Annotated in this window: 26 protein-coding genes and 1 pseudogene; 8 read left to right on the top strand and 19 right to left on the bottom strand. The window is 72.2% G+C overall.

Going from position 1 to position 23,867, the window contains the following annotated elements; all coding sequences use genetic code 11:
• The first annotated feature begins 139 nt into the window (after window positions 1-139).
• Entirely contained in the window at window positions 140-1,201 is a 1,062-nt protein-coding gene (locus ACWG52_RS35350) for a hypothetical protein (RefSeq protein ID WP_390168118.1), read from the top strand.
• An 82-nt stretch (window positions 1,202-1,283) separates the two neighbouring features.
• Here the strand turns inward: ACWG52_RS35350 and ACWG52_RS35345 are convergent, their stop codons facing one another.
• The 3 genes from ACWG52_RS35345 to ACWG52_RS35335 all read right to left on the bottom strand — a co-directional run bounded on the left by ACWG52_RS35345 (window position 1,284) and on the right by ACWG52_RS35335 (window position 3,839).
• Window positions 1,284-2,162: a GNAT family N-acetyltransferase gene (locus tag ACWG52_RS35345; RefSeq protein ID WP_390137252.1), complete on the bottom strand. Its 879-nt coding sequence runs from the start codon at window positions 2,160-2,162 to the stop codon at window positions 1,284-1,286.
• A 266-nt stretch (window positions 2,163-2,428) separates the two neighbouring features.
• Complete coding sequence (locus ACWG52_RS35340; RefSeq protein WP_389806835.1) at window positions 2,429-3,220, bottom strand: rhomboid-like protein; 792 nt, start codon at window positions 3,218-3,220, stop codon at window positions 2,429-2,431.
• 85 nt (window positions 3,221-3,305) lie between these two features.
• Window positions 3,306-3,839 carry a MarR family winged helix-turn-helix transcriptional regulator gene (locus ACWG52_RS35335; RefSeq protein ID WP_389806836.1) on the bottom strand — a complete coding sequence of 178 codons (534 nt, stop codon included), beginning with the start codon at window positions 3,837-3,839 and terminating at the stop codon, window positions 3,306-3,308.
• 19 nt (window positions 3,840-3,858) lie between these two features.
• Here ACWG52_RS35335 and ACWG52_RS35330 point away from each other — a divergent pair, with 19 nt between their 5' ends.
• Window positions 3,859-4,824 (top strand): EamA family transporter, encoded by a 966-nt coding sequence (locus ACWG52_RS35330; RefSeq protein ID WP_389806837.1) that lies wholly within the window; start codon window positions 3,859-3,861, stop codon window positions 4,822-4,824.
• Window positions 4,825-4,901: 77 nt separating this feature from the next.
• Complete coding sequence (locus ACWG52_RS35325) at window positions 4,902-6,107, top strand: FAD-dependent oxidoreductase (protein ID WP_390137244.1); 1,206 nt, start codon at window positions 4,902-4,904, stop codon at window positions 6,105-6,107.
• Window positions 6,108-6,123: 16 nt separating this feature from the next.
• Here the strand turns inward: ACWG52_RS35325 and ACWG52_RS35320 are convergent, their stop codons facing one another.
• The 3 genes from ACWG52_RS35320 to ACWG52_RS35310 form a co-directional block, all read right to left on the bottom strand.
• The gene (locus ACWG52_RS35320) at window positions 6,124-6,972 is read right to left on the bottom strand and encodes a polysaccharide deacetylase family protein (RefSeq protein ID WP_389806839.1); all 849 of its coding nucleotides are present in this window, start codon (window positions 6,970-6,972) and stop codon (window positions 6,124-6,126) included.
• A 240-nt stretch (window positions 6,973-7,212) separates the two neighbouring features.
• Window positions 7,213-8,199 (bottom strand): MsnO8 family LLM class oxidoreductase, encoded by a 987-nt coding sequence (locus ACWG52_RS35315; RefSeq protein ID WP_453127002.1) that lies wholly within the window; start codon window positions 8,197-8,199, stop codon window positions 7,213-7,215.
• A 117-nt stretch (window positions 8,200-8,316) separates the two neighbouring features.
• Window positions 8,317-9,522, bottom strand: a complete 1,206-nt coding sequence (locus ACWG52_RS35310; protein WP_389806841.1) for a serine hydrolase domain-containing protein — start codon at window positions 9,520-9,522, stop codon at window positions 8,317-8,319.
• A 295-nt stretch (window positions 9,523-9,817) separates the two neighbouring features.
• Here ACWG52_RS35310 and ACWG52_RS35305 point away from each other — a divergent pair, with 295 nt between their 5' ends.
• The 3 genes from ACWG52_RS35305 to ACWG52_RS35295 all read left to right on the top strand — a co-directional run bounded on the left by ACWG52_RS35305 (window position 9,818) and on the right by ACWG52_RS35295 (window position 11,807).
• The gene (locus ACWG52_RS35305; RefSeq protein ID WP_389806842.1) at window positions 9,818-10,186 is read left to right on the top strand and encodes a DUF1963 domain-containing protein; all 369 of its coding nucleotides are present in this window, start codon (window positions 9,818-9,820) and stop codon (window positions 10,184-10,186) included.
• A gap of 160 nt (window positions 10,187-10,346) precedes the next feature.
• The gene (locus tag ACWG52_RS35300; RefSeq protein WP_389806843.1) at window positions 10,347-11,036 is read left to right on the top strand and encodes a 2-phosphosulfolactate phosphatase; all 690 of its coding nucleotides are present in this window, start codon (window positions 10,347-10,349) and stop codon (window positions 11,034-11,036) included.
• A gap of 216 nt (window positions 11,037-11,252) precedes the next feature.
• Window positions 11,253-11,807: a YceI family protein gene (locus tag ACWG52_RS35295; RefSeq protein ID WP_266446602.1), complete on the top strand. Its 555-nt coding sequence runs from the start codon at window positions 11,253-11,255 to the stop codon at window positions 11,805-11,807.
• A gap of 49 nt (window positions 11,808-11,856) precedes the next feature.
• On the opposite strand, the gene ACWG52_RS35290 is transcribed toward ACWG52_RS35295, so the two are convergent.
• From ACWG52_RS35290 to ACWG52_RS35255, 8 genes are all read right to left on the bottom strand, one after another.
• Complete coding sequence (locus tag ACWG52_RS35290) at window positions 11,857-13,143, bottom strand: anhydro-N-acetylmuramic acid kinase (RefSeq protein ID WP_389806910.1); 1,287 nt, start codon at window positions 13,141-13,143, stop codon at window positions 11,857-11,859.
• Window positions 13,144-13,148: 5 nt separating this feature from the next.
• Window positions 13,149-14,471 (bottom strand): MFS transporter, encoded by a 1,323-nt coding sequence (locus tag ACWG52_RS35285; protein WP_453126999.1) that lies wholly within the window; start codon window positions 14,469-14,471, stop codon window positions 13,149-13,151.
• A gap of 112 nt (window positions 14,472-14,583) precedes the next feature.
• A complete protein-coding gene (locus ACWG52_RS35280; RefSeq protein WP_453126997.1) occupies window positions 14,584-15,516 on the bottom strand; it encodes an ABC transporter permease in 933 nt (310 codons plus the stop codon).
• Window positions 15,513-16,436, bottom strand: a complete 924-nt coding sequence (locus ACWG52_RS35275; protein ID WP_453126995.1) for an ABC transporter ATP-binding protein — start codon at window positions 16,434-16,436, stop codon at window positions 15,513-15,515. Before ACWG52_RS35275 ends, ACWG52_RS35280 begins: the two co-directional genes overlap by 4 nt.
• Entirely contained in the window at window positions 16,433-16,822 is a 390-nt protein-coding gene (locus tag ACWG52_RS35270) for a GntR family transcriptional regulator (RefSeq protein ID WP_389806847.1), read from the bottom strand. The genes ACWG52_RS35275 and ACWG52_RS35270 overlap by 4 nt, the downstream gene beginning before the upstream one ends.
• Window positions 16,823-16,929: 107 nt before the next feature.
• Window positions 16,930-17,640: a cytochrome b/b6 domain-containing protein gene (locus ACWG52_RS35265; protein ID WP_453126993.1), complete on the bottom strand. Its 711-nt coding sequence runs from the start codon at window positions 17,638-17,640 to the stop codon at window positions 16,930-16,932.
• On the bottom strand, window positions 17,582-18,247 hold the full coding sequence (locus ACWG52_RS35260) for a molybdopterin-dependent oxidoreductase (protein WP_390137788.1): 666 nt from the start codon (window positions 18,245-18,247) through the stop codon (window positions 17,582-17,584). Before ACWG52_RS35260 ends, ACWG52_RS35265 begins: the two co-directional genes overlap by 59 nt.
• Window positions 18,248-18,550: 303 nt before the next feature.
• Entirely contained in the window at window positions 18,551-19,021 is a 471-nt protein-coding gene (locus ACWG52_RS35255; RefSeq protein WP_030728194.1) for a Dps family protein, read from the bottom strand.
• A 129-nt stretch (window positions 19,022-19,150) separates the two neighbouring features.
• Between ACWG52_RS35255 and ACWG52_RS35250 the strand changes: the two genes are divergently transcribed.
• Window positions 19,151-19,387 (top strand): hypothetical protein, encoded by a 237-nt coding sequence (locus ACWG52_RS35250; protein WP_389806850.1) that lies wholly within the window; start codon window positions 19,151-19,153, stop codon window positions 19,385-19,387.
• 18 nt (window positions 19,388-19,405) lie between these two features.
• Here ACWG52_RS35250 and ACWG52_RS35245 read toward each other — a convergent pair.
• The 5 genes and pseudogenes from ACWG52_RS35245 to ACWG52_RS35225 all read right to left on the bottom strand — a co-directional run.
• Window positions 19,406-19,996 (bottom strand): annotated as a pseudogene (locus tag ACWG52_RS35245) (alpha/beta fold hydrolase); the annotation flags it as partial.
• A gap of 25 nt (window positions 19,997-20,021) precedes the next feature.
• Window positions 20,022-20,318 carry a hypothetical protein gene (locus tag ACWG52_RS35240; RefSeq protein WP_033221258.1) on the bottom strand — a complete coding sequence of 99 codons (297 nt, stop codon included), beginning with the start codon at window positions 20,316-20,318 and terminating at the stop codon, window positions 20,022-20,024.
• Between the two features lie 138 nt (window positions 20,319-20,456).
• The gene (locus tag ACWG52_RS35235) at window positions 20,457-21,119 is read right to left on the bottom strand and encodes a methionine ABC transporter permease (RefSeq protein ID WP_390137233.1); all 663 of its coding nucleotides are present in this window, start codon (window positions 21,117-21,119) and stop codon (window positions 20,457-20,459) included.
• On the bottom strand, window positions 21,116-22,132 hold the full coding sequence (locus ACWG52_RS35230) for a methionine ABC transporter ATP-binding protein (RefSeq protein WP_389806911.1): 1,017 nt from the start codon (window positions 22,130-22,132) through the stop codon (window positions 21,116-21,118). The genes ACWG52_RS35235 and ACWG52_RS35230 overlap by 4 nt, the downstream gene beginning before the upstream one ends.
• A complete protein-coding gene (locus ACWG52_RS35225) occupies window positions 22,129-23,007 on the bottom strand; it encodes a MetQ/NlpA family ABC transporter substrate-binding protein (RefSeq protein WP_390168113.1) in 879 nt (292 codons plus the stop codon). The genes ACWG52_RS35230 and ACWG52_RS35225 overlap by 4 nt, the downstream gene beginning before the upstream one ends.
• Window positions 23,008-23,384: 377 nt before the next feature.
• On the opposite strand from ACWG52_RS35225, the gene ACWG52_RS35220 reads away from it, so the two are divergent.
• Window positions 23,385-23,771, top strand: a complete 387-nt coding sequence (locus ACWG52_RS35220; protein ID WP_389806853.1) for a hypothetical protein — start codon at window positions 23,385-23,387, stop codon at window positions 23,769-23,771.
• Window positions 23,772-23,867: the final 96 nt, after the last annotated feature.

Here is a 23,867-nt window from a genome sequence, read left to right as displayed (position 1 = left end):
CCGGCCGGCCGGCCGGGAAGGGCGGCGACACGCCCACACCGTCGGCCCGATCCGATCGACCGTCAGTGCCCTGTGTCATCATACGAACGCGCGGCCAGGAGGTGGGCGCGCGTTCGATTGATGTGCCAGGGGGTTGGGGATGGGAGCGGGTACGGAGCCGGACGGTTCGTCCAGGTCCGACGAGGAGTGGGAGCGGTTTCTGCGCGAGTCGGCGGCGGGTGCCGCCGACGCCCCCAAGGAGCCCTCGGCACGTGCCCGCGACGTGGCACGGCGGCTGCGTACGCAGCCCGGCGGCAGTCCGGAGGGCTGGCGCAGCTACGCACCGGCGCGGCCCAAGCGGCGCACGGGGTGGTATCTGGTCGGGCTGCTGGCCTCGTTGGCGCTGCTGGTGGTGGCGTTCGTGCCGGGGCGGGTCGTGGACCTGTTCGCCGGCGACGACCACGAAGCACCGGCGGCCGCGGGCCGACGCCCCACCATGGACGAGCCGTTCCGCGGCTCGCCTGCGGCGAACTGGGCGAACGGGGCGGAGGGGATCAGCGTGCCGGCGGCCGAGGCGGTCGGCTGGATGAGCGCGGCCCAGGTCGAGCAAGCCCTCGCCCGCAGCCGGGACTTCGTCGTCACGTCCGGCCTGGACCGCGGGGTGTTGCGGGGTGAGCGCCCGGAGAAGGCGATCGCGCTGATCAACCCGCACCAGAAGGACGTCCAGGACCTCCTGAAGACGGCTTTCCAGACCCCGGGCGAGAAGAACGACCCGCTTCTCCTCTTCAGCCGCTTCCAGCCCGCCCGCACCCAGTTGGTCGGCGACGTCGTGAAGACCCGGGGCGGACTCACCTACCGGGAGGGCGAGCGCGGCGCGCTCCAGGTGACCGCCGACGTCACCTTCGTCTATCCGGTCACCCGCGCGGACGGAGGCGGCGACGACGACGAGATCGTCCGCACGATCGTCCGGCGCGAGTTGGTCCTGAGCTGGGACGACCCCGACAAGGTGACGACGGAGCCGGGCACGTTCTCGATCGTCTCGTACAAGTACGACATGACCAACGGCGGTTGCGGCGCCCCCACGGGCTACCTCACGCCGCCCTTCGGCAGGGAGCGTCGGGCGGACGAGGCCGGCAAGGAGGTCGACCCGTACGACCGCACCGCACCGGTCGCGCAGGGCGGCCCCGCCGAGGACGAGTGCGGGCGGGCCATCCGCTCCTAGGGGCGTGTCCGCCTGGACCGTGTGGTGAAGGCGCCGACGGGCCGGACGAGGTGATGCCCCGGTCCGGCCCGTCCACTCGCCCCTACAGGTCGAGCTGATACTGCCGTGTCGTGTGTGTGGGCAGGTAGCCGAGGCTGTCGCTGATGTGTCTCATGTGCGTGTTGCTGTCGGCGGTGTCGGTCAGGAGACCGTCGAGGTCCGGATAGTGCCCGTGGGCTCGGCGGATCGACTCGGCCTTCATCCAGCGGCCGAGGCCGTGTCCGCGGTGCTCGGGCAGCACGCCGGTGCCGTAGTGCTGGGCATCACCTGTACCGCCGCCGGGCACGACGAGTTCGGTGAACCCGGCGATCGAGCCGTTGGAGGTGTCGATGGCGACGACGGTGTGCAGGTGGTCGCCGCGCTGTTCGACGGCTTTCGCCGCGGCCCGGACCCGGTCCACGTCCCAGAGGGTGGTGCCGTGGTCGCTGTCCTCCATGGGCATGTCGTCCATGGCGCGGCGTGAGTCGGCGAAGGTCCGGGCGAGATCGTCGGGGACGGTTCCCTGCCAGGACGCCAGCCGGTAGCCGGTGTGCGGACGCTCGATGATCTCTGCCAGGGAGGGGATGTCCACCTCGGCCAGGGCCAGGCGGGAGTACCTCAGGGTGAGGACCCTGCGGAAGCCGCGGGCCGGCAGGAAGCGGTCGCCGGGCGATCCGGCCCCGGCCTGCGCCACGACGCAGCGCCGGTTGTTGTCCCGGGCTGCGGCCACGGCCGTGTCCAGCAGCCGGGAGCCGACGCCCTTGCGGCGCTCCACGGGATGAACGTGGAGGGTCAGGTCGGCCAGGTGCGCTTGTCCGCCGTCGAACAGGCGCAGGAAGGCCGTCCCGACCGGGTTGTCATCGGTGTCGGACGCCAGCCATGCAAGGCGTCGGCTGTGCGCCCCATGAGCCGGGTCGGTCAGTGGGGTGATGCGGAACGACAAGGTGTCTCCGTCATGAGGGGGTGGCAAAGGTCAGTACGCGGGCTCAACTGCTGTGCACTCCTGCGCATGTGCTCCACACCTCCTCGTCGACGGTGCCGGTCCGGATCGACACGGACGGCGGGGAGAACGTAGCCGGTCCATCGGCTCCTGGGCAAAGGATTAGCCGAACGCCGCTTCGGCCGCGGGAGCACAGCCACTCACCGCATGCCTCTCGCGGGTGCCGGCCCTGTCGAAGGCCGGCCGCCGTCCGCCGTCCGGCTTCGACCTCAACGCCGCCGGGCGGCTCCATCCGAAGATCCCCCTTCGACCGCTCCGGCGGCGCCCCGGTCCGGGCCGGCGTCGCTCGTCGCGGTGGACAACGCGGCGGTGGGACGGACCCGTTGCCGCCGGAAGGCCGGGACGGCCGACAGTCCGAAGCCGAGAACCGCCGCCACGACATGGCCGATCGTGGTGAAGTCCGGCAACGGCGCGGACCAGTCGGCGCCGCCGAGCGGCCATGCGAGGACGAAGACGGCCCAAGGGAGGCGGCCACGGCGCGGCAGGGCGAGCGTACCGATGGCCAGTACGGTCTGGGCTCCGTAGCTGACCCCGTAGTCCAGCGACTGCCGCACCTCCGCCGGATACCAACCCTGCCGCAGCGCGACGACGATGACGACCGCGGTGAGCAGGGTGGCCACGACATGCCCCCCGAGGAAGACGGCTATGGCGCGACGCTTGCCCCATCGGTGCTCCACCCAGGCCAGGAAGCAGCAGACGCCGAGGCCCAGGGTGATGAAGGTACCCACGAAGTCGGTCGAAGCGACGTCCGTGAGGGTGCCGTCGAAGAACAGCACGCTGCCGAGCAGTGCGGACACCGGGTGGTCCCGCAGGTTGTCCAGGTTGGTACTGAGGTGGCCCAGCACGTCGGCCGCCCGATCGACGGACAGCCACTGTTCGACCCAGACGTGACCGACCAGGAGCAGGCAGACATAGGCGAGGGTCAACGGCGCGCGGCGCGGGTACGCCCGCACGGCGCGGAGCGCTCCACCCGAAGGACGCCACGGTGACTGAGAGTTCATACCGTGGCATTCTCCGGGTCGGGTCGAGGGTCGAGCCCGGCGGGTGCCGGAGGCGTCCCGCCAGGGACCGCGTCGCTCCCCCGCCTCAGTCCTCCAGGCGGGAGAGCCAGGTGGTGAGCAGCTTCTCCAGCGCCGCGGCCTCCTCCGGCGTCACGAGGTCCAGCAGGCGGCGTTCGTTGCGCATGTGGTCGGTGAACGCCCGGTCGACGAGGTCGCGCCCGGCGGAGGTGAGGGCCACGATCCGGCCGCGCTGGTCGTCCCCGGAGCGCCGCCGAGTGACGAGCCCGGACCGTTCCAGGCGGTCGATCCGCTTCGTCATCGCACCGGTGGTGACCATGGTGTGCGCGGCGAGCTCGCCCGGCGCCCGCTCGAAGGGCTCGCCCGCCCTGCGCAGTGCGCACAGCACGTCGAACTCGCCTTCACCGAGGCCGTAGCGGTCGTAGACGAGGCGGAGTTCCGCACCGAGCCGGTCGGCGAGGCGGTGCAGTCGGCCGATCACGCCCTGCGGGTCGAGATCCAGGTCAGGTCTTTCGCGGCGCCAGTCGGCCTGGATCCGGGCCACCCGGTCCACGCGGTCCCGCGGTGCTCCGTGGCCTCCCGCCGCATCATTCGCTTCCATGGAAGCTACAATACCTTCCATGGAAGCAAACATGCGCTGGGTGGCACTGACCGCTGTGGCGCCGATCGCCTGGGGGGCCAACTACTTCGTCACCCACGCGTTCCTGCCGGCGGACCACCCGCTGTACGGGGCCGCCCTACGCGCACTGCCGGCCGGCCTGGTCCTGCTGGCGTTGTGCCGCCGGCGGCCGCGCGGCGTGTGGTGGGGGCGGTCCGCCGTCCTCGGGTTGCTCAATGTGAGCGTGTTCTTCGTCCTCGTCTTCGTCGCCTCCCAGCTGCTGCCGACGAGCGTGGCCTCGACCGTCATGGCCGTCTCCCCCTTGATCATGATGCTCGCCGCCTGGGCCCTGGTGGCCGAACGGCCCGGCGCCGCCCATCTGGCGGGCGCCGCGATCGGGCTGGGCGGGGTGAGCCTCATGCTGCTCGGCGGCGCGGGCGGGATCAGCGTGCCGGGCGTCCTGGCCTCCGCCGCGGCGGTCCTGGTGTCGTCCTTCGGCCACGTCCTGGCCAAGCGGTGGAACACCCGTACCGCCGATGCCGGTGTGCTCGCCTCGACGGCTTGGCAGCTCACCGCCGGGGGCCTGCTCCTGCTGCCGGTCGCGGTGGCCGTCGAGGGCGCGCCGCCGCCGATGTCCCCCTCGGCCTTCCTCGCGTTCTGCTACGTCGGCCTGGTCGCCACCGCACTGGCCTTCGTCGCCTGGTTCGCAGGTCTTCGCCGCCTGCCCGCCGGGACGGTGGGCCTGCTGGGGCTGCTCAACCCGGTCACGGGTGTGCTGCTCGGGACGGCGATCGCCGGGGAGGTGCTGACGGGCCGGCAGCTGTGCGGCCTGGCCCTGGCATTGGGCGGAGTCGCCCTGGGCCGGCCCTCGGCCGAGGTCCGTCATGAGGCCTCCGCGGACGGGCCGACCTCCGGCCACGCCGACGCCGACCTCCCCCGGCGAACGGCCGGACCCTCCTCACGGCCCTCACGGCCCTCACGCTCCTGACGGCCGTATGACGGGACAGGCGTCCGGCGCCCGACGCGGCCGTTCTATGGTGGGGGCCCCGAACGAAGAGGTTGGCCATGACGAACCGTCACGCGGTGGTGGTCGGAGCCGGGATCGGCGGCCTCACGATCGCCGTCGCGCTGCACCGCCGGGGCTGGGACGTCACCGTCTGCGAACGCGCCCCCGAACCCCCCGTCACCGGCGCCGGCATCGGCCTCGCCCCCAACGCCCTGCGCGCGCTCGGCTCGATCGGCGTCGACGTCTCCCGGGCGATCGGCGGCACCGTACCCGAGACGATGGGTGTGCGCCGCCCGGACGGCCGGTGGCTCACCCGTACGGGCACCGCCGACATGACGGCCCGATACGGAATGGCACCCCTCGCCGTCGCGCGCCCGGCGCTCACCGCCACGCTCTCCGCGGCACTGCCGCCCTCGGCCCTTCGTCACGGCACCGAGGTGACCGGCGTCGACGATGCCGAGGGCCGCCGCCCGACCGTTCGCACGGCCACGGGCCCCGACCTTCCCGCCGATCTGGTCGTCGCCGCCGACGGCATCCACAGTCCGTTGCGCCGCGCGCGCTTTCCCGCGCACCCCGGCCTGCATTACATCGGCGAGACCGCCTGGCGGACCATCGTGGAGGCGCCGGACCTGCGCATACGGGCCATGAGCGAGACATGGGGGCGGGGGAAACGGTTCGGGGTGACCCCGCTCGTGGACGGCCGCTCCTACCTCTACGCCACCGCGATCGTCCCGCCGGACACCCGCTTCGCCGACCCGCGCACCGAACTGCGGCAGCGCTTCGGTTCATGGCACGCGCCCATTCCGGCCCTGCTGGACCGCGTCGGGCGGCTCGACCCTGCCGATGTCCTGCGGAACGATCTCTACGATCTGGCCGCCCCGCTCCCGCGCCTGCACCACGGCCGGATCGCCTGGCTGGGCGACGCGGCCCACGCCATGGCACCCAACCTCGGCCAGGGCGGTTGCCAGGCCATCGAGGACGCGGTGGTCCTCGCCCAGCTGCTGCCGACCGGAGAACGCGGAGCCGGCGGGGGCGGCGGGGACGGCTCCGATTCGGCCGTTCCGGCGGCCCTCGCCGCGTACACCGCCGCTCGCCACGCCCGCACCGACACCGTGCGCCTGCGTGCCCGCCGCATCGGACGCCTGGGAGTCCTCCGCAATCCGGTCGCGGCGGCTGTCCGCGATCTCGTGGTCCGTGCCACCCCGGACCGGCTGGCCCTGCGCGGCATGGACGATCTCTTCAACGGATTCCGCCTCCCCGCGTAGCGGTGAGGAAACCGGTCTACGGGGCGGTGCGGGCCGGGAAGGAGAAGCTGTAGCCCTGCTCGGTGAGCCAGGGCAGGTACTCCTTCAGCGCGGCCACGGTCTCGCTGCGGTCGCCGCCCCCGTCGTGGAAGAGGACCGTCGGCTGCTGCGGGAGCTTGCCCTCCACGGTGGAGAGGATGGCCTTCAGGCCCGGCCGGCTCCAGTCCTTGGGGTCGACGCTCCAGCCCAGCGGCCGCATCCCGCTCGCGGCGGCGATCGCGCGGCTGTCGGGGGTGAAGGCTCCGCCCGGCGCGCGGTAGTACGTGACGGGGACCCCGGGCACGGCCTTCTCGATCATGGCCTTGCCGTCGAGGATCTGCTGCCGCTGGTAGGCGACGGGCTTGTGGTCCATCGTGACGTCGTGGTCGACGGAGTGATCACACAGCTGGTGTCCGTCGGCGGCGACCGCACGCACCAGCTCCGGGTACTTCTGCGCCTTGGTACCGATCATGCAGAAGGTCGCCTTGACGTGGTGCTTGCGCAGCGTCTCCAGGACCTGGGGCGTCCAGCGGGGGTCCGGGCCGTCGTCGATGGTGATCGCGACCTGGCGGCCGCTGCCCTGCGCCAGCCTGGATATCGCCGACGGGACCCCGGCGCCGCCGTGGGTGGCGCTCCGGGCGGCTTCCTGAGCGGCTCCCCGGGCGGCGCCCGCCGGACCGGCCGGTGCGGAGTTGCCGACGGGGGGTCCGTCCGGTGCGCGGTCCACCGAGCCGTCCGTAGCAGCGTGAGCGGGAGTGCCGGCTGCCGCCAGGAGGCCGAGAAGGGCGGCCGCGGCCCCGTACCCCGCCCGCCGACGACGACGTGCGGAAGTGGTGGTGATGCGCATGGACGTGCTCTTCCTTTGCCCTCAGCCCCCGGATCACACTGGTCGGTCCAGGCTAGGTCATCCGTTCGGAGCAACCCTTCGACCGAATCACCCTTTTTGTGTGGCTCAGTGCACACGGGCTCCTCCGCGGGAGGGCGACAACCTCGGAGCGCCAACGGCTGTGGCCCCCTCCGTGGTGCCGGGTCGCCTGTGAGCAGTGTCACGGGCACTCGCCGCGGCGGTGGCGCCGGTGGCGCACCCCTACCGTGCCGTCGCCGCTTGCCCGTGCTTTCCGATGAGCGCGTACGAGGCGATGCGGTCGGCGAGGTCGTACACGGGCGTGGCCAGCATCAGCTCGTCCGCCCCCGTCTCGCTGGCCAGGTGCGCGAGCCGCTTCACGACGGTCTCCGGCGCGCCGACGGCCTGCTGGGCGCGGAAGCCGGCGAGGGCGTGCCGTTCCTGCTCCGTGAAGGGGTGGTCGGCCGCCTGCTCGGGGGTGGGGAAGGGCAGCCGGCTCTCCCCCTTCAGGAGGCCGGCCTTCACGACGTTCATCGGTCCCGCACGTCGTACGGCCTCCTCCTCCGTCTCCGCGCACACCGCCTCCACGCACAGCAGCACGCGGGGCCGCTCGCACCAGCGGGACGGGGAGAAGGCCGACCGATAGCGCTCCAGGACCTCGGTGGTGTTGTCCGGCCGGATGTGGTGGGCGACCGCGACCGGCAGGCCGAGTTCCGCGGCGAGCGCGGCCCCCGCGGGGCTGGAGGCGAGCAGCCACGGTTCCGGCAGCGGGCCCAGCGCCACCTCGTCCACCAGGAACGACAGGATGGCGGCCACGTCGTCCCGGTACTCGGCATCCGTCGCCGGGCCGGCGCCGCGACGCAGCGACCGCGCGGTGGCGTCGTCGAAGGTGCCGGGCCCACGGCCGATGCCCAGGTCGATACGGTCCTCGTGCAGGGCGGCCAGCGTGCCGAACTGCTCCGCCAGCGCGAGGGGGGCGTGGTTGGGCGCCAGCACTCCACCCGAACCGAGCCGGATGGCGGAGGTCAACGCGGCCGCGTGCGCCGTCAGGACGACCGGTGGGAACGCGCCGATCGCGGGAGAGTGATGATGCTCCGCGTACCAGAGGCGGTGGTAGCCGAGGTCCTCCAGTCCTTGGGCGAAGGCCGTGGTGTCCCGCAGGGTGTCGACGGCTCGGGTGCCCGTTTGCACCATCGCGACTTCCAGCGCTGAAAGGGGTATGTCGAGCATGGCGTCAGCATAGGGATCGCGGGCGGCGGCGCGGGCGAGCGTGATCGTTTTCGCGCCACACCGCCGCACGCGGCGCATCGCCGCGCCGCACGCGCCTCACCGCCGAGTCGCTTCGGCTCAGTGCCCCTTGAGCAGGGCGCAGACGAAGTCCTCCTGCACGGTGCGCAGTCGGGCCAGTAGCGCCGGCTTGTTGCTCTTACTGGTCTGGGTGTTGATCGAGAAGGTCAGCGACCGGGTGCCGTCGGGGGTGGTGGCGGCGAGCTGGGTGTACCCGGGGAAGTTCCCGGTGTGTCCGTAGAGCACCCCGCAGCGGGTGGTGTACTGGAAGATCGCCAGCCCGGCGGCGTTGGTACCGGGACCTGCGGGCTCCGAGGAGTCGCCGGGTCGGAAGGTCAGCTGCTCCTTGCGCGTCGGCGCCGACAGCATCGAGGGGCCGCCGTAGGCGCGGATGAAGGCACCCAGTTCCTTCGGGGTGGAGACGATCCCACCGGAGGCCCAGACACCGGACGCGCCCAGGGCCTCGCTGATGTCCTCCGGTTCGGCCGGCGGCTGGACGTCGTAACCGTGCAGGTACGGACGCGGGAGCCGGTATCCCAGGGGCAGGCTCGTGCGGCGCAGCCCCAGCGGGCGGTACACGAGCTCCTTGAGGAGGTCCTCGTAGCGGCGGTCGGTGACGGCCTCGGCCATCAGCGCGACGGCGATGTTGTCCGAGTTGGAGTACTCGTACAGGGAGCCGGGGACGAAGAGCAGCGGCTTGTCGGCCACGAAGTCGAGGAGGGTGCGCGGGTCGAACACGTGGCGCGGGTCGGCGTTGAGGATCTCCAGGAACCGGGGGGCGGTCGAGAAGTCCGGGAGACCGCTCGTGTGCTGGAGGAGCTGGCGCAGCGTCACCGCGTGCCAGGCCTCGGGCTGGTCGGGCAGGCGCTCGCCGATGGTGTCGTCGAGGGAGAGCAGGCCTTGGTCGACGAGCTGGAGGGCTACGGCCCCGCTGAAGGCCTTGGCGATGCTGGCGATGCGCATGTGGTCGTCGGGGTGCGGTGGGCGACCGGTCGCGATGTCGCCGACTCCGGCCGTGTACACCTCCGTACGGTTGCCCCGGGTGAGCAGGGCGATCACCCCGGGTGGGCCGTCCTCCTGGGCGACCAGCCCGTCGAGCTGCCGCTGGAGGCCCTTGTCGTGGCGCCCCGGCCCGTCGCCCGGGCCGGGGTCACCGGCCGCCTGCGCGGGCTGCAGCAGCCCTCCGAGCACGGCGGCGGTCAGGACGGTGACGGACAGTCCGGTGCGGAGGCGGCGGCTCCGGCGGGCGCGGGCACGGGTCGGCATGTACGTGGCTCCTGGGTGTGCGCGGGGACGGTCGGGGCGGGCGCTGCCCGGCCCGGCCCAGCAGTAGCAGCCCGAGCGGCGCTCCGGGGGCACGGCGCGCGCCGCGACCCCCCGGTTGGCCGTGCAAGTCGCCGCGGCTCGTCCGACAGTTCGCTTCGGCCGCCCCGAGGCTCGGCGCGCGAGGCGCCGACTCGGTTCCGCCCGTCCTGTCGGTCTGTCAGTAGCCGCTGTCGGTACTCGCTGTCAGTACTCGCTGTCGGTACTCGCTGTCAGTGGTCTCGTGCATGCTCGTCCCATGACGCTCGCTCCCGCCGAGGCGCTGCACGACCTCGCCCACCGCCACCTGCCGCCCGACGACGCCGCGCGGTGGATCGGCCTGCTCACGCCGGGCCTGCGCCTGGCCCACGCGGGCGACGGACCGCCGGCCGGGCGGCTCGGTGGGCTTCCGGAACTGCCGCTCGACCTGCCGTGGCCCACGTGGGAGGGACACGGCCCGTTGTCCCACATCGCCTCGCTCGACTGCGCGGCCCTCGCGGCGGCCGGCGACTGCGGACTCGCCCTGCCCGACTCCGGAACCCTGCTCTTCTTCCACTTCGAACAACCCGGCCTTCGTCGCCCCGGTCCCCGGTGCCACGCCGCCGCCCGGGTCCCCCTGATCACATGACGGCGCGGCCCCCCACCCTCGTCCTGGGGGCCGCGCCGCAGCGGCAGTTCACGACCGACCGCGCCACGTGACACGTCCGTTCGCCCGTGTCGTGACGGCCTCGCTGTGGGCCGCGCCACTCTCCGGGGGCATCGGGCCGGGCATGCCCGATCATGATCGGATGGACGCTGGATTTCTTGGTATCGCCGAGCTGGTCGAAACCCCGCGCGTGGCGGTGGTGGTCGACGTCATGCGTGCTTTCACGGTGGCTGCCTGGGCCTTCGCCCGGGGCGCGGAAAAGATCGTTCTCGCGGAGTCGCCGGCCGAGGCCCTCGCCCTCAAAGCGCGCCACCCCGCATGGGTGGCGCTCAAGGACGGTCCGCCCGCGCCCGGGTTCGACACCGTCAACTCGCCCGGCATGCTGCGGTCCATGGACCTCGGCGGACGGACCGTGGTGCAGAAGACCACGGCGGGGACGGTCGGCGCGCTCGCGGTCAAGGAGGCGTCGCTGGTGCTGTGCGCCGGCTTCGTGGTCGCGGAGGCAACGGCTCGGGTCCTGCGGACGCGAGGGTGCGACAGCGTCACTTTCGTGGTCACCGGCGAGGACGGGCGGGCCGAAGAAGATCTGGCGTGTGCTCAGTACATCGCCGGCAGGGCCACCGAGGCCGAGACGGACGCCGCCGTGTTCCTCCGCCGGGCCGGCGAGTCACGCGCCGCCGCCGAGCTGCGGGAGGGCGTGCGTCGAGGAGTCCATCCCGATGACGTCGCCCTCTGCCTCGAACTCGACCGCTTCCCCTTCGCCATGGTGGCGGCCCTGGAAGGCTCGCTCATGGTTCTCCGTCCGTACGCCCTGCCTCCACTGACCGACTGACCGACTGACCGACGAAGCCTCGATCTGATCGCCGGCAACCGGCCGCCGGGGGTCGGCCGCTGCTCTCCACGGGTGAGGCGGGGGCGCCGGCCGGAGTGCACTGCGGCGTCGCCCCGTGCGTCCGACCGGGCCGGGACCGGTTCGCGCCCTAGCGTGGGTCGGGAAGATTCCGGGCGTACCGCCGCCGGGATCCCGCCCTACGGAGGAACGTCACCCATGACCGCCACCATCCAGGAGCTCACCGGGGACTACGTCCTCGACCCCGCCCACACCCGGATCGGCTTCGTCGCCCGCCACGCCATGGTGACCAAGGTCCGCGGCGCCTTCCACCAGTTCGAGGGCACCGCCCATCTGGACGGTGGCGATCCGGCCCGCTCCACCGCCCAGGTGGTGGTCAAGACCGAGAGCATCGACACCGGCGTCGAGCAGCGCGACCAGCACCTGCGTACCAACGACTTCCTGGACGCTCCCCACTTCCCCGACATCACGTTCCGCACCACCTCGGTCGAGCCGCGCTCCGACTCCGAATACCGCGTCACCGGCGATCTGACCGTCAAGGACACCACCCGCCCGGTCACCATCGACTTCGAGTACACCGGCAATGCCGTCGACCCCTACGGCAACCTGCGGGTCGGTCTGGAGGGGGCGGTGACCATCTCCCGCAAGGAGTTCGGCGTGACCTGGAACGCGGCCCTGGAGGGCGGCGGGGTGCTGGTCGGCGACAAGATCGTGCTGGAGTTCGACATCTCCGCGATCAAGCAGGGTCAGTAGCGGGCGGAGCGCTGACAGGGATCCGGCCGGCGACGCCGGTCCGGCCGGATCACCGCAGGTGGTCCGGCCGGACCGGGCCGGGCCCGCCGTCGACCGTCAGCCGGACCGGTGCCGTCGCCGGGGGCCGCGGCAGGCGCAGGCCCGGGCCGCCGGGCGTGATCGAACCGAGGACGCTCGCGCGCCGGGCGCCGGTGCAGGCCGGAACGGTGCCCGGCAGGCCGTGCGCGGTGAGCCAGCCCAGTACGGCGAAGGCGTACGCCTCCTTCGCCCCCGCGGGCAGCCCGAGTTCGTCCGAGGACCGCACCACGCACCCACCGCGCCCACCGCGACCGTCGACCCCGTCGGCCCGACCTGCGCCCAGTTCCTGCCGGAGCCGGTCCATCAGCACCGGGTTGCGGATCCCGCCTCCGGACGCGATCACCTCGGTCGCCCCGAAGGGCCGGATCGCGTCGGCGACCGTCCGGGCCGTGAGCCGGGTCAGCGTGGCGACGACGTCCTCGACGGACAGCGGCTCGCACGCGTCCAGCGCCGCGCGCAGATAGGGCAGGTGGAAGCGCTCCTTACCCGTCGTCTTCGGCGCGGGCCGGGCGTAGTACGGGTCGGCGAGCAACCGTCGCAGCAGCGGCGGGTGGACCGTGCCCCGCGCGGCGAAGGCCCCGTCCACATCCATCGTGGGCACGTCGCCGGGGGTGTCGCGCGGGGTGTCGCGCCCCGCCAGAGCGGTCACGGCCGCGTCGATCAGCGCGTTGGCGGGGCCGGTGTCGAAGGCCAGCGGTTCACCTCCGGTGCCCGCCACCCCGCCCGGCACGACCGTGACGTTCCCGATCCCGCCCAGATTGAGTGCGACCGGTACCCCGGGGCGTCCCCGCAGCCACATCACGTCGACGATGCTGACCAGCGGCGCACCCTGCCCCCCGGCTGCCACGTCGCGCGTGCGGAAGCCGGAGACCACGGGCCGGCCCGTCGCCTCGGCGATCCAGGCCGCCTCGCCGATCTGGAGGGTGCCGTGCACCCGGCCGTCCTCGGTCCAGTGGAAGACGGTCTGCCCGTGCGACGCCACCAGGTCGGCCCGTCCGCCGCACAGCTCCGCGTCGGCCCGCACCGCCGCCGCGGCGAAGGCCTGTCCGATGCGGGTGTCGAGCCGGCACACCGTGGCCAGGTCCACCCGGGCGGGCGGCAGGGCCCCGGCCAGGTCCGCCCGCAGCTCGTCGTCGTACGCCGTGCTGATCATGCCCAGGGGCGTGAGCACCAGCGTGTCGCCGTGGAGGGAGAGGTCGGCGGCCGCCGCGTCGATCGCGTCGTACGAGGTGCCCGACATCAGCCCGATCACCCGCAGCGCGCTCACCGCAGCGCCCGCTCGTGGTCGTCGCCGCGCAGCGTCAGTAGCGCGACGGCGCTCACCGCGCAGGTCGTCGCGGCGTAGTACCCGGGGACGTCCACGTTCCCGGTGCGCTCGACCACCTTCGTGATGATCAGTCCGGCGCAGCCCGAGAACACGGCGTTGGACAGCGCGTACGCCAGCCCGAGCCCGGTGCAGCGCACACGGGCCGGGAACATCTCGGCCAGCATCGCGGGGCCCGGACCCGCCATCAGGCCGACACCGGCGCCCGCGGCGAACAGCGCCGCCCCCTTCACGTACGCCGGCCCGTCGGGGTCCTGCACCAGGTGCAGGAGCGGGAGCGCGAGCGCGGCCGTCAGCAGGGCCCCCGCCACCATCACCGTGCGCCGCCCGATCCGGTCGCTCAGCCAGCCGGCGGGGAGGATCGAGGCGGCGAATCCCAGGTTCGCCAGGACGGTGCCCAGCAGTGCCCGCTGGAAGCTGGTGCCGAGCGTGCCCTGCAGGTAGGAGGGCAGGACCACCAGGAAGGTGTAGCCGGCCGCCGACCAGCCCATCACCCGCCCGACGCCCAGCGCCACGGCCCGGACCGTCTTCCGGGGGCGCGGCCGGGGCGGTCCGGGGGCGGGCGGCCCGGTCCGTACGCGGGCGGGCGGTTCCTCGGCGGGAAGCCGCAACCGTAGCCGCAGCGCGAGGAGACCCAGCGGCAAGGTGAGCAGGAACGGCACCCGCCAGCCCCATCCGTGCAGCTGCGCCGAGGTCAGTACGCTCGCCAGGACCACCGCCACCGCGGCGCCGGCGAGCAGGCCGAGCGCGACGGTGAACGACTGCCAGGCCCCGTACAGGCCCCGGCGGCCCGGTGGCGCGCATTCCGTCATGACGGAGACCGCCCCGCCGAACTCCCCGCCCGCCGAGAGCCCTTGCAGGATCCGCAGCAGTGTCAGGAGCCACGGTGCGGCCGCGCCGATCGACGCGTACGTCGGCAGCAGGCCGATCGTCGCCGTGGCACCGGTCATCAGACAGACGACCAGGACGAGCGCGGGCCGCCGGCCCACCCGGTCGCCGAACCGCCCGAACACCGCGGCACCGACCGGCCGGAAGAAGAACGCCAGGGCGAACGACGCGTACGCCTTGACGAGCCCCTCCACCTCGCTGCCACCCACCGGGGTGAAGAACTGCGCCGCGATGACGGTGGCGAAGTAGCCGTAGATCCCGAACTCGTACCACTCGATGAAGTTGCCGACGGATCCCGCCACCAGCGCCCGGCGGACGTCGTCCGGCCGGGCCGTCGCATCAGGCCGCACCGGACCGGGGACGGGTGTGCTCATGGATCAAGCGTGCTGACCGCGGGGCGGCTCCACAAGCGCCGTCCGCCATCTGCCCTACACCGGATGCGGTCCGTGCACCCCGCAGGTGCACGGACCGCGTCCGGTGCGCGGCTCAGGCGCGCCGGGCGGCCACGAGGCGGAGGGCGACGAACAGGGCGACGCCGGCGAGGGCCAGGACCAGCGAGCTCTCGATGAGCTGCGTCGGCCAGTAGTGCGAGACCGGGTGGAACTCCGCGTACCGGCCGGTGACATCGATGCCCGCCGGGCAGCTGACCACGTCCTGGAACCGCTCGGAACAGACGTATTCGGGCAGGTGCTCACCCGTGGAGGTGACCAGCCCCGTGTCCATCATCAGGGCGGAGTAGGGCATCGCCTGCGAGGCGTGCCCCGACAACGGCACCGTGCCCGTCTCCACGGGGAGGATCGACCACCGCAGCGCGCCGAGGGCCGGCATCACCAGTCCGGTGAGGATCCCGGTGAGTGCCATCGCGGCCAGTGTCCGCCGGACCAGTTGGCCGATGAGCACGCCGAGTGCCACGCCGAGCAGGCAGTAGGCCATGAGCACCGGGCCGGTGGCCTCGTACGTCCCACGGTCCGCCCAGTGGAACCGGTAGGTGCCGGTCACCCGTGCCCAGCCGATGCGGTAGACCGCGACGAAGGCGGCCGAGCCGAGCAGCGACACGATCGCCGCGACCACGACCTTCGAGCCGAGCCAGGCCTTCGGGGTGCTCGACTGGGTGAGGGCGAGCCGCCACGTGCCGCTCTCCAGCTCACGGGCGGTCATCGGGCCGGCCACGAAGGCTCCCACCAGCAACGGCAGGAACAGCAGTCCTGTGGCGGCCTTCTCCATGCAGATCCGCAGCAGGAGGTAAGCGTCGTTCGTCCACGCCACGCCCGCCCCGCCCGTGTCCGTGTCGCCGGCCCCGATGCGCAGGGCGATCACGGCGACGAGACAGGCGGCCACGACCGCGGGCACGGCCCACAGCGCGCGTCGGTGCCGGCGGGCGGCGACCCAGTACGGGCCCTTCAGCGTCAGGCCGCTCATACCCGCACCTCCGTCGTGGTGAGGGAGTCCTCGGTGGAGCCACCGGTGGAACCCGCGGCGGAGTCCTCGGCACTGAAGGACGGGCCGTCGGGGGAACGCAGATGGGCGAGCAGGAGCTCTTCCAAGGTCGGCAGCGCCGTCCGCCAGACCCGGTGGTCGACGGGCCCCCGCGGCCGCACGAGGGCGGTGAGCTGGCGGCCCGTCGTACGGGACTCGACGACGGTGTGGGAGGCGAGTCGGTCGGCGGCGGAGGCGGGACCGGTGAGCAGCAGGTGGGCCGCGCCGATCTCGTCGATCGGGCCGCACAGGCGGATCCGGCCGCGGTCGACCAGCAGGAGGTGGTCGCAGGCGCCCTCCAGCTCGGTGAGGATGTGCGAGGACATCACCACGGACGTGCCGTTGTCGGCGGCGTCGACCATCAGGGTGCCCATGAGCTCGCGCCGGGCGAGCGGGTCGAGGTCCGCCATCGGCTCGTCGAGGAGCAGCAGGTCGGGGCGCTTGCCGAGGGCCAGGGCCAGGGCGAGGCGGGTGCGCTGCCCGCCGGAGAGCGTGCGGACCCCGGTGCGCGGGTCGAGTTCCCCGGCATCGACGATCCGCTGCGCGGTCGCCGCGTCCCAGCGTCCCGGGTTGAGCTCGCGGCCCATCCGCAGGGTCTCGCCGATGGTGAACTGCGGATAGAGGGGCTTGTCCTGCCCGACGTACGCGAGCGCCTCGCGCGGCACCGTACGCAGGGTGCCTTCCGTGGGGAGCGCGAGGCCTGCGGCGAGGGTCAACAGGGAGGACTTCCCCGCCCCGTTGGGCCCGACGAGCGCGCACACCCGGCCTTCGGGGAGGCGGAAGGAGCAGTCACGCAGCGCCCAGCCTCCCCGACGTCCGTAGCGCAGTCCGAGGTTTTTCGCCTCGATCACGGTTTCCGTCATGCTTCGCCGTCCCCCTCGAAGTGCTGTTCCAGTACCGATGTGAAGAGCGCGGCCACGTCGTCGCGCTCCAGGCCTGCCTCCCGGGCCCGCCGGGCCCAATCGGCGAGTTCGTCGTGCAGTGGAGAATCGGCCGGGGCGCTGCCCAAGGACTTCCGGATGAAGGTGCCGAGCCCCCGTTTCGCCTCGACGAGGCCCTCGCGTTCCAGTTCGCGGTAGGCCTTGAGGACGGTGTTCGGGTTGATGGCGGTGGCCTCCACCACCTCGCGCGCCGCCGGCAGTTTGTCGCCGGGCTCCAGCAGGCCCAGGCGTAGGGCCTGTTTGGTCTGCTGGACGATCTGCAGGTAGGTGGCGATGCCGCTGCGCCGGTCGATGCGGTATTCCAGCACTCAACACCACCCTTTCACTAGGTAAGTAGTGAAAGGGTGGTGCACGGGTGCGACTTCTGTCAACTCACAGCGGAATCAGGAGGGATGACGCCGGGGCGGTCATCGACTCATCCGGCGTCCGGGCCGCCCTCCGACCGATCCGCGCGTCCGCCCTTCGGCTCGTCGCCGAGCCACAGCGGGTGCTCCCGCTCCGCCCAGGGGCGCTCGACGGACCCGGTACGCATGCCCCTGCGCGCTTCCGGGTCGGCGAGGGCCATCCTGATGTGCCCCGCCAGCACCAGCCCGATGCCCAAGGCCAGCCAGTCGTGCACGAAGGTGGCGCTGGTGCGCCACACCAGGGGTGTCAGATGCGTGAACCACATCAGCAGGCCGGTCGCCAGCATCACGAGGACGGCGCCCGCGATCCACGAGGCGTAGAGCTTCTGGCCGGCGTTGAACTTCCCCGCGGGCCGGGATCCGCGCCGGCGGTCGCGTCGACGCACCGCGCGCAGCCACTTCCTGTCGTGCGGCCCGAAGCGGTTCAACCTGCGCAGGTCGGCCCGGAAGGCGGGGGATGCCAGACCCAGCAGGAACGGCGCGGGCAGCAGGATGCCGGCCCATTCGTGGACCGTCACCACGAGATCTCTCCGGCCGACCAGTTCGGCGAGCTGCGGGACGTACAGCGCGGCCGCGGTCGCCACGCACAGCAGCGTCAGCGCGGCGGTCGCGCGGTGGACCCAACGCTCGGCACGGGTGAACCTGGCGACCCGTCGGGCCGGTTCAGACGGTGGGGGTGTCACTGCGCCCGTTGGACCCGCCGACCCAGGCATCGACGTCATAGCCCCGCTCCTCCCAGTAGCCGGGGCGCACCTCGGAGGTGACGGTGATCCCGGAGAGCCATTTCGCCGACTTGTAGAAGTACATCGGCGCGACGTACAGCCGGACCGGGCCGCCGTGCGCATGACTGACGGGCTCGTCCCGCATCCGCAGACAGACCAGCACGTCGTCGCGTCGGGCCTGCGGGAGCGTGAGGCTCTCGCTGTACGTGCCGTCGAAGCAGGTGAAGCGGATCGCCTTGGCCTCGGGATCGACACCGGCGGCGTCCAGGAGGCGGGACACGGTGACGCCGGTGAAGGCGGTCTCGGGGACCCGCCAACCGGTGACGCACTGCACGTCCCTGACGACACGGGTCTGCGGCAGCGCGCGCAGGGCGTCGAGGGTGTACGTCGCGGGGCGCCGGACCAGGCCGTCGACGGTGAGCCGGTAGTTCTGCTCGTTCTTGCGCGGCACGGAGGTGGCGACGGAGTAGTAGCGGAAGCCGCCTCCGTTGGGCAGCAGCCCGGTGAGCCCGGTCGGGTCCTTGTCCGAGGCGGCCCCGAGGAAGGCTTCGATCCCGCGCTGTACGTACGGTGCGGCCACGAGGCCCCCGGCGCCGAGCCCGACCATGCCGAGCACCAGACGGCGACCGACGGGGGTTCCCTCGAAGTCGGAATGGTCTGTCGTCACCCCTCGATTCCAACACCCCGGGGTACGGGACACCAGAAGGACCGCCGCGACGTCAGACTTCCGTCACACGTGCCGCCGGCCACGCGGTCCCGCGCCCTGGTTGCCGAGGCGGCCGCCACCTGCACGAACGCGACGGGTAACCGCCACCGCCCATGGATCCGGCACGATGCCCCCTCCCGACCCTCGGGGGTCGGGAGGGGGCACTCTCGTACCGCGGGTCGATCCGCGTTCGCCCCGACCCGCTCAGGCACTCTCGGCGGCGAACATCCAATGATGCTTTTCGAGGTCTCCGGTCAGGGCGATCAGGAGGTCCTGGGTGACCGGGTCGGGGTCGTCCGTGGCCCGGATGCGGTCGCGCATGCGGGCGATCACCGTGCTCAGGGCGTCGACGAGGATGCGGACGGCGTCCACGTCCTTGATCCAGCCCTCCGGCACGCCGGTGATCGCGGTGGACGACGCCACCGTCGCGGCCCGGCCGTCCGGGGTGATCCCGAGGGCGGAGGCACGCTCGGCGACCACGTCCGAGTGGGTACGCGCCGTGGTGACGACCTCGTCCAGCTGGAGGTGCACGGACCGGAAGCGGGGGCCCACCACGTTCCAGTGCACCTGCTTGGACACGAGCGAGAGGTCCACCAGGTCCACCAGAGCGCCCTGCAGCGCTTCACCGACGACCTTCAGGTCCGCTTCCGGGAGGGCGTTCTTGACGACGGACACAACGTCTCCATTCATATCGGAACAGGTATCGACAGAACCGCGGCTACCCGCCAGGAGCGACACAAAACAGTTCGGCCGCCAACGCTCCGATCTTGACTCCCACCCCGCCCCACCGGAGACTCGACACACTTGCTGATCTTCACCGGGGGGCTGAAGAACTTGATCGTTTTCTATGCGTGCGCGGGACTACCCATAGCCGCCTTGGTCGCGTACCTGCTCTGGACCGATCGAGCCACTCGCACCAGGAACCTCGACGGGTTGCAGATGGAGGACAAGGCTCGGCAGGAGGCCCGCTTCGACAAGCTGTCGCCGGCGCGCAGGTTCTACATCCCCCCGAACGAACTCAACCGTCGCGGCCGCCGCTGACCCAGGCCCTCGGCCGGGTCACGCCAGGTGCCCGAGCAACAGGTCGACGAGGCGTTCCGGGCTGCGGAGGGGCAGATAGTGGTCGGCGGCCGGGACGACCACGCCGTGGGCGTCGGGCAGGTCGGCGACGAGCCGGTCGGCGATCGCCGCGATCTCCGGGTGGTCCTGGTCACCGTGGACGACCAGGACCGGCACGGCGATCTCACGCAGCCGTGACGCGGCGTCGCGGTCCGGGAAGTGCGCGAGCAGGGATTCGGCGGCGATACGGCGTACGGCGTTCTCCGCCACCATCGTTTCGATGAGTTCCCCGCCGGGGGCGGTGCGAACCAGCGAGGCCCAGATCGACAGTTCCAGCGCGGCCAAGGCCTCCGCGTCCCGCTGCCGGCGGGCGGTGGCGTAGGCCTCGGCCGCCGGGTCCTGGGGCCAGACGTGTCCGCTGACCGACGCCCCGACCAGGGCCAACGAGGCGACCCGGCCGGGGTGGACGAGCGCGAAGTCCAGCGCCGTTTCCCCGCCCATGCTCAGTCCGACCAGCGCCGGGCGATCCAGGCCGAAGTGGTCGAGAACGGCACGCAGGTCCTCGACGTCGTCGAAGGGGCGCCCGGGCGGGCCTGGGCGCCCGGATCACCGGAGTTCACTCCTCGTGTACGTCGCAGTCGGTGTAGACGGTGGGCCTCGTCATCAGTGTCGACAGCCGCGCGGCCAGTTCGCCGGTTTCCGGTGCGTCGCTGTTGGCCATGGCCTCCTCGTACGACGCGAACTCGACGACGGCCAGATAGCGGCGGGGGTTGGCCCGGTCCTGGAGCAGGGTGCGGGTGGTCGGGGCGCCGGCGCGGGCCTGCGCGCGGGCCTGCTCCTCGTAGGCGCGCAGCAGGTCGCGCACCTCGTCGATGCGCTCCGTCTCGAAGTCGACGATCTGGGCGAACTTCATTGTTCGGTTCCTCCTGGCGTACGGCGGTCCCCGCGGGCGCGGTTCTTCTCTCCCCCTCGCCCAAGCAAACACCTCGGGAGTGCCACCGGCCCGGATCACACGCCCGTCATTCGTCGACCGTCGCCCGTCGTACTCGCGTCAGCGGCGGAGCACCTTGCGGGAGACCAGGTTGCCGAGCAGCTGTGCCGACTGCACCAGGGCGATCAGGACGAGGACCGTCACCACCATCACCGAGGTGTCGAAGCGCAGGTAGCCGTAGGTCATCGCCAGGTTGCCGACACCTCCCCCACCGACCGTGCCGGCCACCGCCGAGAAGTCGATCAGTGCGACCAGCATGAACGTCAGGCCGAGGACCAAGGGCCCCAGGGCTTCCGGGACCAGCACCGTGAGCAGGATCCGCAGCGGGCTCGCGCCCATGGAACGGGCGGCTTCGATCACGCCGGGTTCGACGGAGAGCAGGTTCGACTCGACGATGCGGGCGACCCCGAACGTCGCGACGACCGTCATGGGGAAGATCGCCGCGTTCGTGCCGATCATCGTGCCGACCACCTCGCGCGTGACCGGTGCCAGCGCGACGATCGCGATGATGAACGGGACGGGCCTGATGATGTTGATGAGCGAGCCCAGGACCGCGTGGACGACCCGGTTCGGCAGGACGCCGCCCTTGCGGGTCGCGTAGAGGGTGAGGCCCGCCGCCAGCCCTCCGGCCGTCGACAGCGCGAGGGTGATGAGCACCATGTAGACGGTCTCACCGGTGGCATCGAGGACCTTCGGCCAGAACGTGCTCCAGTCCGCCTTCATCGGGTACCCGCTTCCACGCGGTCGGCGACGGTGAGTCCGGCGACCACGGCGTCGACGGCGTCGGTCGCGCCGCGCAGCTCCAGGGTCACGCTGCCGAGGGGGCGTCCCCGTACCTCGCCCACGCCTCCGTGGACGAGTGTGAAGTCGACACCGTGGGCGTGCAGGAGCTTCGAGAGACCGTCCGGTCCGGGGCGGCCGTCGGCCACGGGCAGGGTGATCAGACGGCCCGGGTGGCGGGCGCGGAGTCGTTCCAGGAGCGCGGCATCCGGCTCGCCGTGCCGCGCGGAACGGACGAAGGCGGCGGTGGTCGCGTGGCGGGGCCGGGCGAAGACCTCGTACACCTCGCCGCTCTCGACCACCTTGCCGTTCTCCATCACCGCGACGCGGTCGCACAGGGTCCGCACGACGTCCATCTCGTGCGTGATGAGCAGGATCGTCACGCCCAGCTCGCTGTTGACCCGACGGAGCAGGGCGAGCACCTCGCCGGTGGTCTGCGGGTCGAGGGCGGAGGTCGCCTCGTCGCACAGGAGCACCTTGGGGCGGGTGGCGAGCGCGCGGGCGATGCCGACGCGTTGGCGCCGGCCGCCCGAGAGCTGCTCGGGATAGCGCTTGCCGTGGCCCGCCAGGCCTACGAAGTCCAGCGTCTCCTCGGCGCGGGCGCGAGCTGTCGCGCGGTCCGTACCGGCGAGGCGCAACGGGTAGAGCACGTTGCCCAGGACGGTGCGCGAGCGGAAGAGGTTGAACTGCTGGAAGATCATGCCGATCTCCCGCCGGACGGTGCGCAGGCGACGCTCGCCGAGGGACGAGAGGTCCTGACCGTCCAGCAGGACGCTGCCCGAGGTCGGCTCCTCCAGGCCGTTGGCCAGGCGTAGGAGGGTGGACTTGCCCGCGCCGCTGTGACCGACGACCCCGAAGACGGTGCCCGCGTCGACGGAGAGACTGACGCCGTCGACGGCGCGCGATCCGCCCGGGAACTCCTTGGCGACGTCGCGCAGTTCCACGGCCGCGGTCATCGTCCCAGCTGCTTCTGGATGCGTGCGACCTCGGCCCGGAGGTCTGCGGCGGGCAGCTCGATGTGGTGCGCGGTGCCGTTGCTGGTGCGGCGGACCTCGTCCTGCACGGCCTGGGAGGCGTACAGCTCGACGACCTTGCGGTGGTCGGCGTCGTCCTTGCGGTCCGCGCGGGCGGCGATGACATTGAGGTAGGGGACGGACTGCGGGGCGGCGGGGTCGTCCTTGAACAGCGCGGTGTCGGCCTTGATGCCGGCGAGTTCGGCGACGCCGTCGTTGATGACCGCGGCGTCCGCGTCCTGGAGGGTACGGGGGGTCTGCTGGGCGTTGACCGGGGTGAGCTTGAGGTGCTTGGGGTCGGCGGTGATGTCGTCGGGGGTGGCGAAGAGTCCGGCCTCCTTGCGGAGCTCGATCAGCTTGGCCTGTTCCAGTACGCGCAGTGCGCGGCCCTGGTTGGCGGGGTCGTTGGGGAGGGTGATCTCGGCCCGGTCCGGGAGATCCGCGAGCTGCTCGTGCTTGCGGGAGTAGAGGCCGAGAGGGACCACGGTGGTCGCCGCGATGGGCACGATGTCGGTCTTGTTCTCGGTGTTCGACTGGGCCAGGAAGACCAGGTGCTGGAAGGCGTTGAGCTCGATGTCGCCGGCGCTGAGGGCCTTGTTGGGGAGCGAGTAGTCGTCGAAGACGACCGGTTCGACGGTCAGGCCCTGCTTCTTGGCCTCCTTGGCGAGGACGTCCCATTCCGGGGAGTCGCCGGAGACGCCGACCCTGATGCGGTGGGCGTCCGTGCCTCCGGCGCCGCAGCCGGAGACGAGCAGGGCGAGGGCGACGGCGGTGGACGCGGCGAGCAGGGTACGTCGACGCGGCGGTGCAGAAATCATTGTGTGATCCATGTGCAGAGGGAGACCGAACCAAAGGGATGAGCGAACCGTAGATCGAAATCGCCATTGGACCTTGGAAAGAAAGGTTCTCTTCGTGAATCTGAAACGAATGAAAGAATCTCCGGTCCTACGGTGCGGCCTCCGCGACCGGACTCCGTAGAGCCCGCGGACGCCACCGCGGACGCCCGGGATGCCGGACCCCGCGCGGGTGGCGCGATGCCCTCCGACGGCCGAACCGTCCGGGCCACCCGGGTGACCTTCGGCACCGGTTGGCCCATGCCGGACCGGCGTGGCGACCGCGTCACGGTGCGCGCCGGTCGAATGTGGGCGGATCGTCCGCAACTCGCTGTAGGACGCCTCCGCCGGGAGTATCAGTCATGCATCGTTTCGTCCCCGTACTGCCAGCCGCCCTCGCCCTGACCGGGGCCCTCGCCGCCCCCTCGGCCGCCGCCCCCGCGGCCGACCCGAGGCCGATCACCTCCCCCTACGTCCAGGCTGCCGCGGATGTCACGGCCTCCGGCGCGCTCAGGCGGTCGAAGAACATCGACTGGGTACGTCACGTCAACACCGGCCGGTACTGCGTGAATGTCAGCGAGGAGGTCAACCTGGCTTTCAGCGTCGTCTCCGTCGAGCTGCCCAATTCCAACCGACGTAGCTTCAGCACCACCCCCAACCGCGTCTGCGGCCCGGACGCCGTCACGGTCAACACCTACGACCTCCGGGGCAATTACGCCGACAACCCGTTCACGGTCATCGTGTTCTGACCCGGCGTCGACCCTTCCCGGGTGCCGGTCCCGCCTCCGGGGCCGGCGCCGCCCGCGCGTGACGGCCCGCGGACCGGCCCCCCGACCGGTCCGCGA

The sequence above is a fragment of the Streptomyces sp. CLCI03 genome (assembly GCF_053615355.1).
Note: the sequence above shows the minus strand (reverse complement) of the source record. Positions and strands in the feature narration are given on the sequence as shown.

What these genes read in the sequence shown, in the direction of transcription:
- ACWG52_RS35305 (WP_389806842.1), top strand. Translation starts at nt 9,818, where the DNA reads ATGACGCTCGCTCCCGCCGAGGCGCTGCACGACCTCGCCCACCGCCAC.
- ACWG52_RS35300 (WP_389806843.1), top strand. Translation starts at nt 10,347, where the DNA reads ATGGACGCTGGATTTCTTGGTATCGCCGAGCTGGTCGAAACCCCGCGC.
- ACWG52_RS35310 (WP_389806841.1), bottom strand. Translation starts at nt 9,522, where the DNA reads ATGCCGACCCGTGCCCGCGCCCGCCGGAGCCGCCGCCTCCGCACCGGA.
- ACWG52_RS35225 (WP_390168113.1), bottom strand. Translation starts at nt 23,007, where the DNA reads ATGATTTCTGCACCGCCGCGTCGACGTACCCTGCTCGCCGCGTCCACC.
- ACWG52_RS35280 (WP_453126997.1), bottom strand. Translation starts at nt 15,516, where the DNA reads ATGAGCGGCCTGACGCTGAAGGGCCCGTACTGGGTCGCCGCCCGCCGG.
- ACWG52_RS35265 (WP_453126993.1), bottom strand. Translation starts at nt 17,640, where the DNA reads ATGACGTCGATGCCTGGGTCGGCGGGTCCAACGGGCGCAGTGACACCC.
- ACWG52_RS35335 (WP_389806836.1), bottom strand. Translation starts at nt 3,839, where the DNA reads ATGGAAGCGAATGATGCGGCGGGAGGCCACGGAGCACCGCGGGACCGC.
- ACWG52_RS35275 (WP_453126995.1), bottom strand. Translation starts at nt 16,436, where the DNA reads ATGACGGAAACCGTGATCGAGGCGAAAAACCTCGGACTGCGCTACGGA.
- ACWG52_RS35295 (WP_266446602.1), top strand. Translation starts at nt 11,253, where the DNA reads ATGACCGCCACCATCCAGGAGCTCACCGGGGACTACGTCCTCGACCCC.
- ACWG52_RS35350 (WP_390168118.1), top strand. Translation starts at nt 140, where the DNA reads ATGGGAGCGGGTACGGAGCCGGACGGTTCGTCCAGGTCCGACGAGGAG.
- ACWG52_RS35240 (WP_033221258.1), bottom strand. Translation starts at nt 20,318, where the DNA reads ATGAAGTTCGCCCAGATCGTCGACTTCGAGACGGAGCGCATCGACGAG.
- ACWG52_RS35325 (WP_390137244.1), top strand. Translation starts at nt 4,902, where the DNA reads ATGACGAACCGTCACGCGGTGGTGGTCGGAGCCGGGATCGGCGGCCTC.
- ACWG52_RS35260 (WP_390137788.1), bottom strand. Translation starts at nt 18,247, where the DNA reads ATGGTCGGGCTCGGCGCCGGGGGCCTCGTGGCCGCACCGTACGTACAG.
- ACWG52_RS35230 (WP_389806911.1), bottom strand. Translation starts at nt 22,132, where the DNA reads ATGACCGCGGCCGTGGAACTGCGCGACGTCGCCAAGGAGTTCCCGGGC.
- ACWG52_RS35320 (WP_389806839.1), bottom strand. Translation starts at nt 6,972, where the DNA reads ATGCGCATCACCACCACTTCCGCACGTCGTCGTCGGCGGGCGGGGTAC.
- ACWG52_RS35285 (WP_453126999.1), bottom strand. Translation starts at nt 14,471, where the DNA reads ATGAGCACACCCGTCCCCGGTCCGGTGCGGCCTGATGCGACGGCCCGG.
- ACWG52_RS35315 (WP_453127002.1), bottom strand. Translation starts at nt 8,199, where the DNA reads ATGCTCGACATACCCCTTTCAGCGCTGGAAGTCGCGATGGTGCAAACG.
- ACWG52_RS35235 (WP_390137233.1), bottom strand. Translation starts at nt 21,119, where the DNA reads ATGAAGGCGGACTGGAGCACGTTCTGGCCGAAGGTCCTCGATGCCACC.
- ACWG52_RS35340 (WP_389806835.1), bottom strand. Translation starts at nt 3,220, where the DNA reads ATGAACTCTCAGTCACCGTGGCGTCCTTCGGGTGGAGCGCTCCGCGCC.
- ACWG52_RS35330 (WP_389806837.1), top strand. Translation starts at nt 3,859, where the DNA reads ATGGAAGCAAACATGCGCTGGGTGGCACTGACCGCTGTGGCGCCGATC.
- ACWG52_RS35220 (WP_389806853.1), top strand. Translation starts at nt 23,385, where the DNA reads ATGCATCGTTTCGTCCCCGTACTGCCAGCCGCCCTCGCCCTGACCGGG.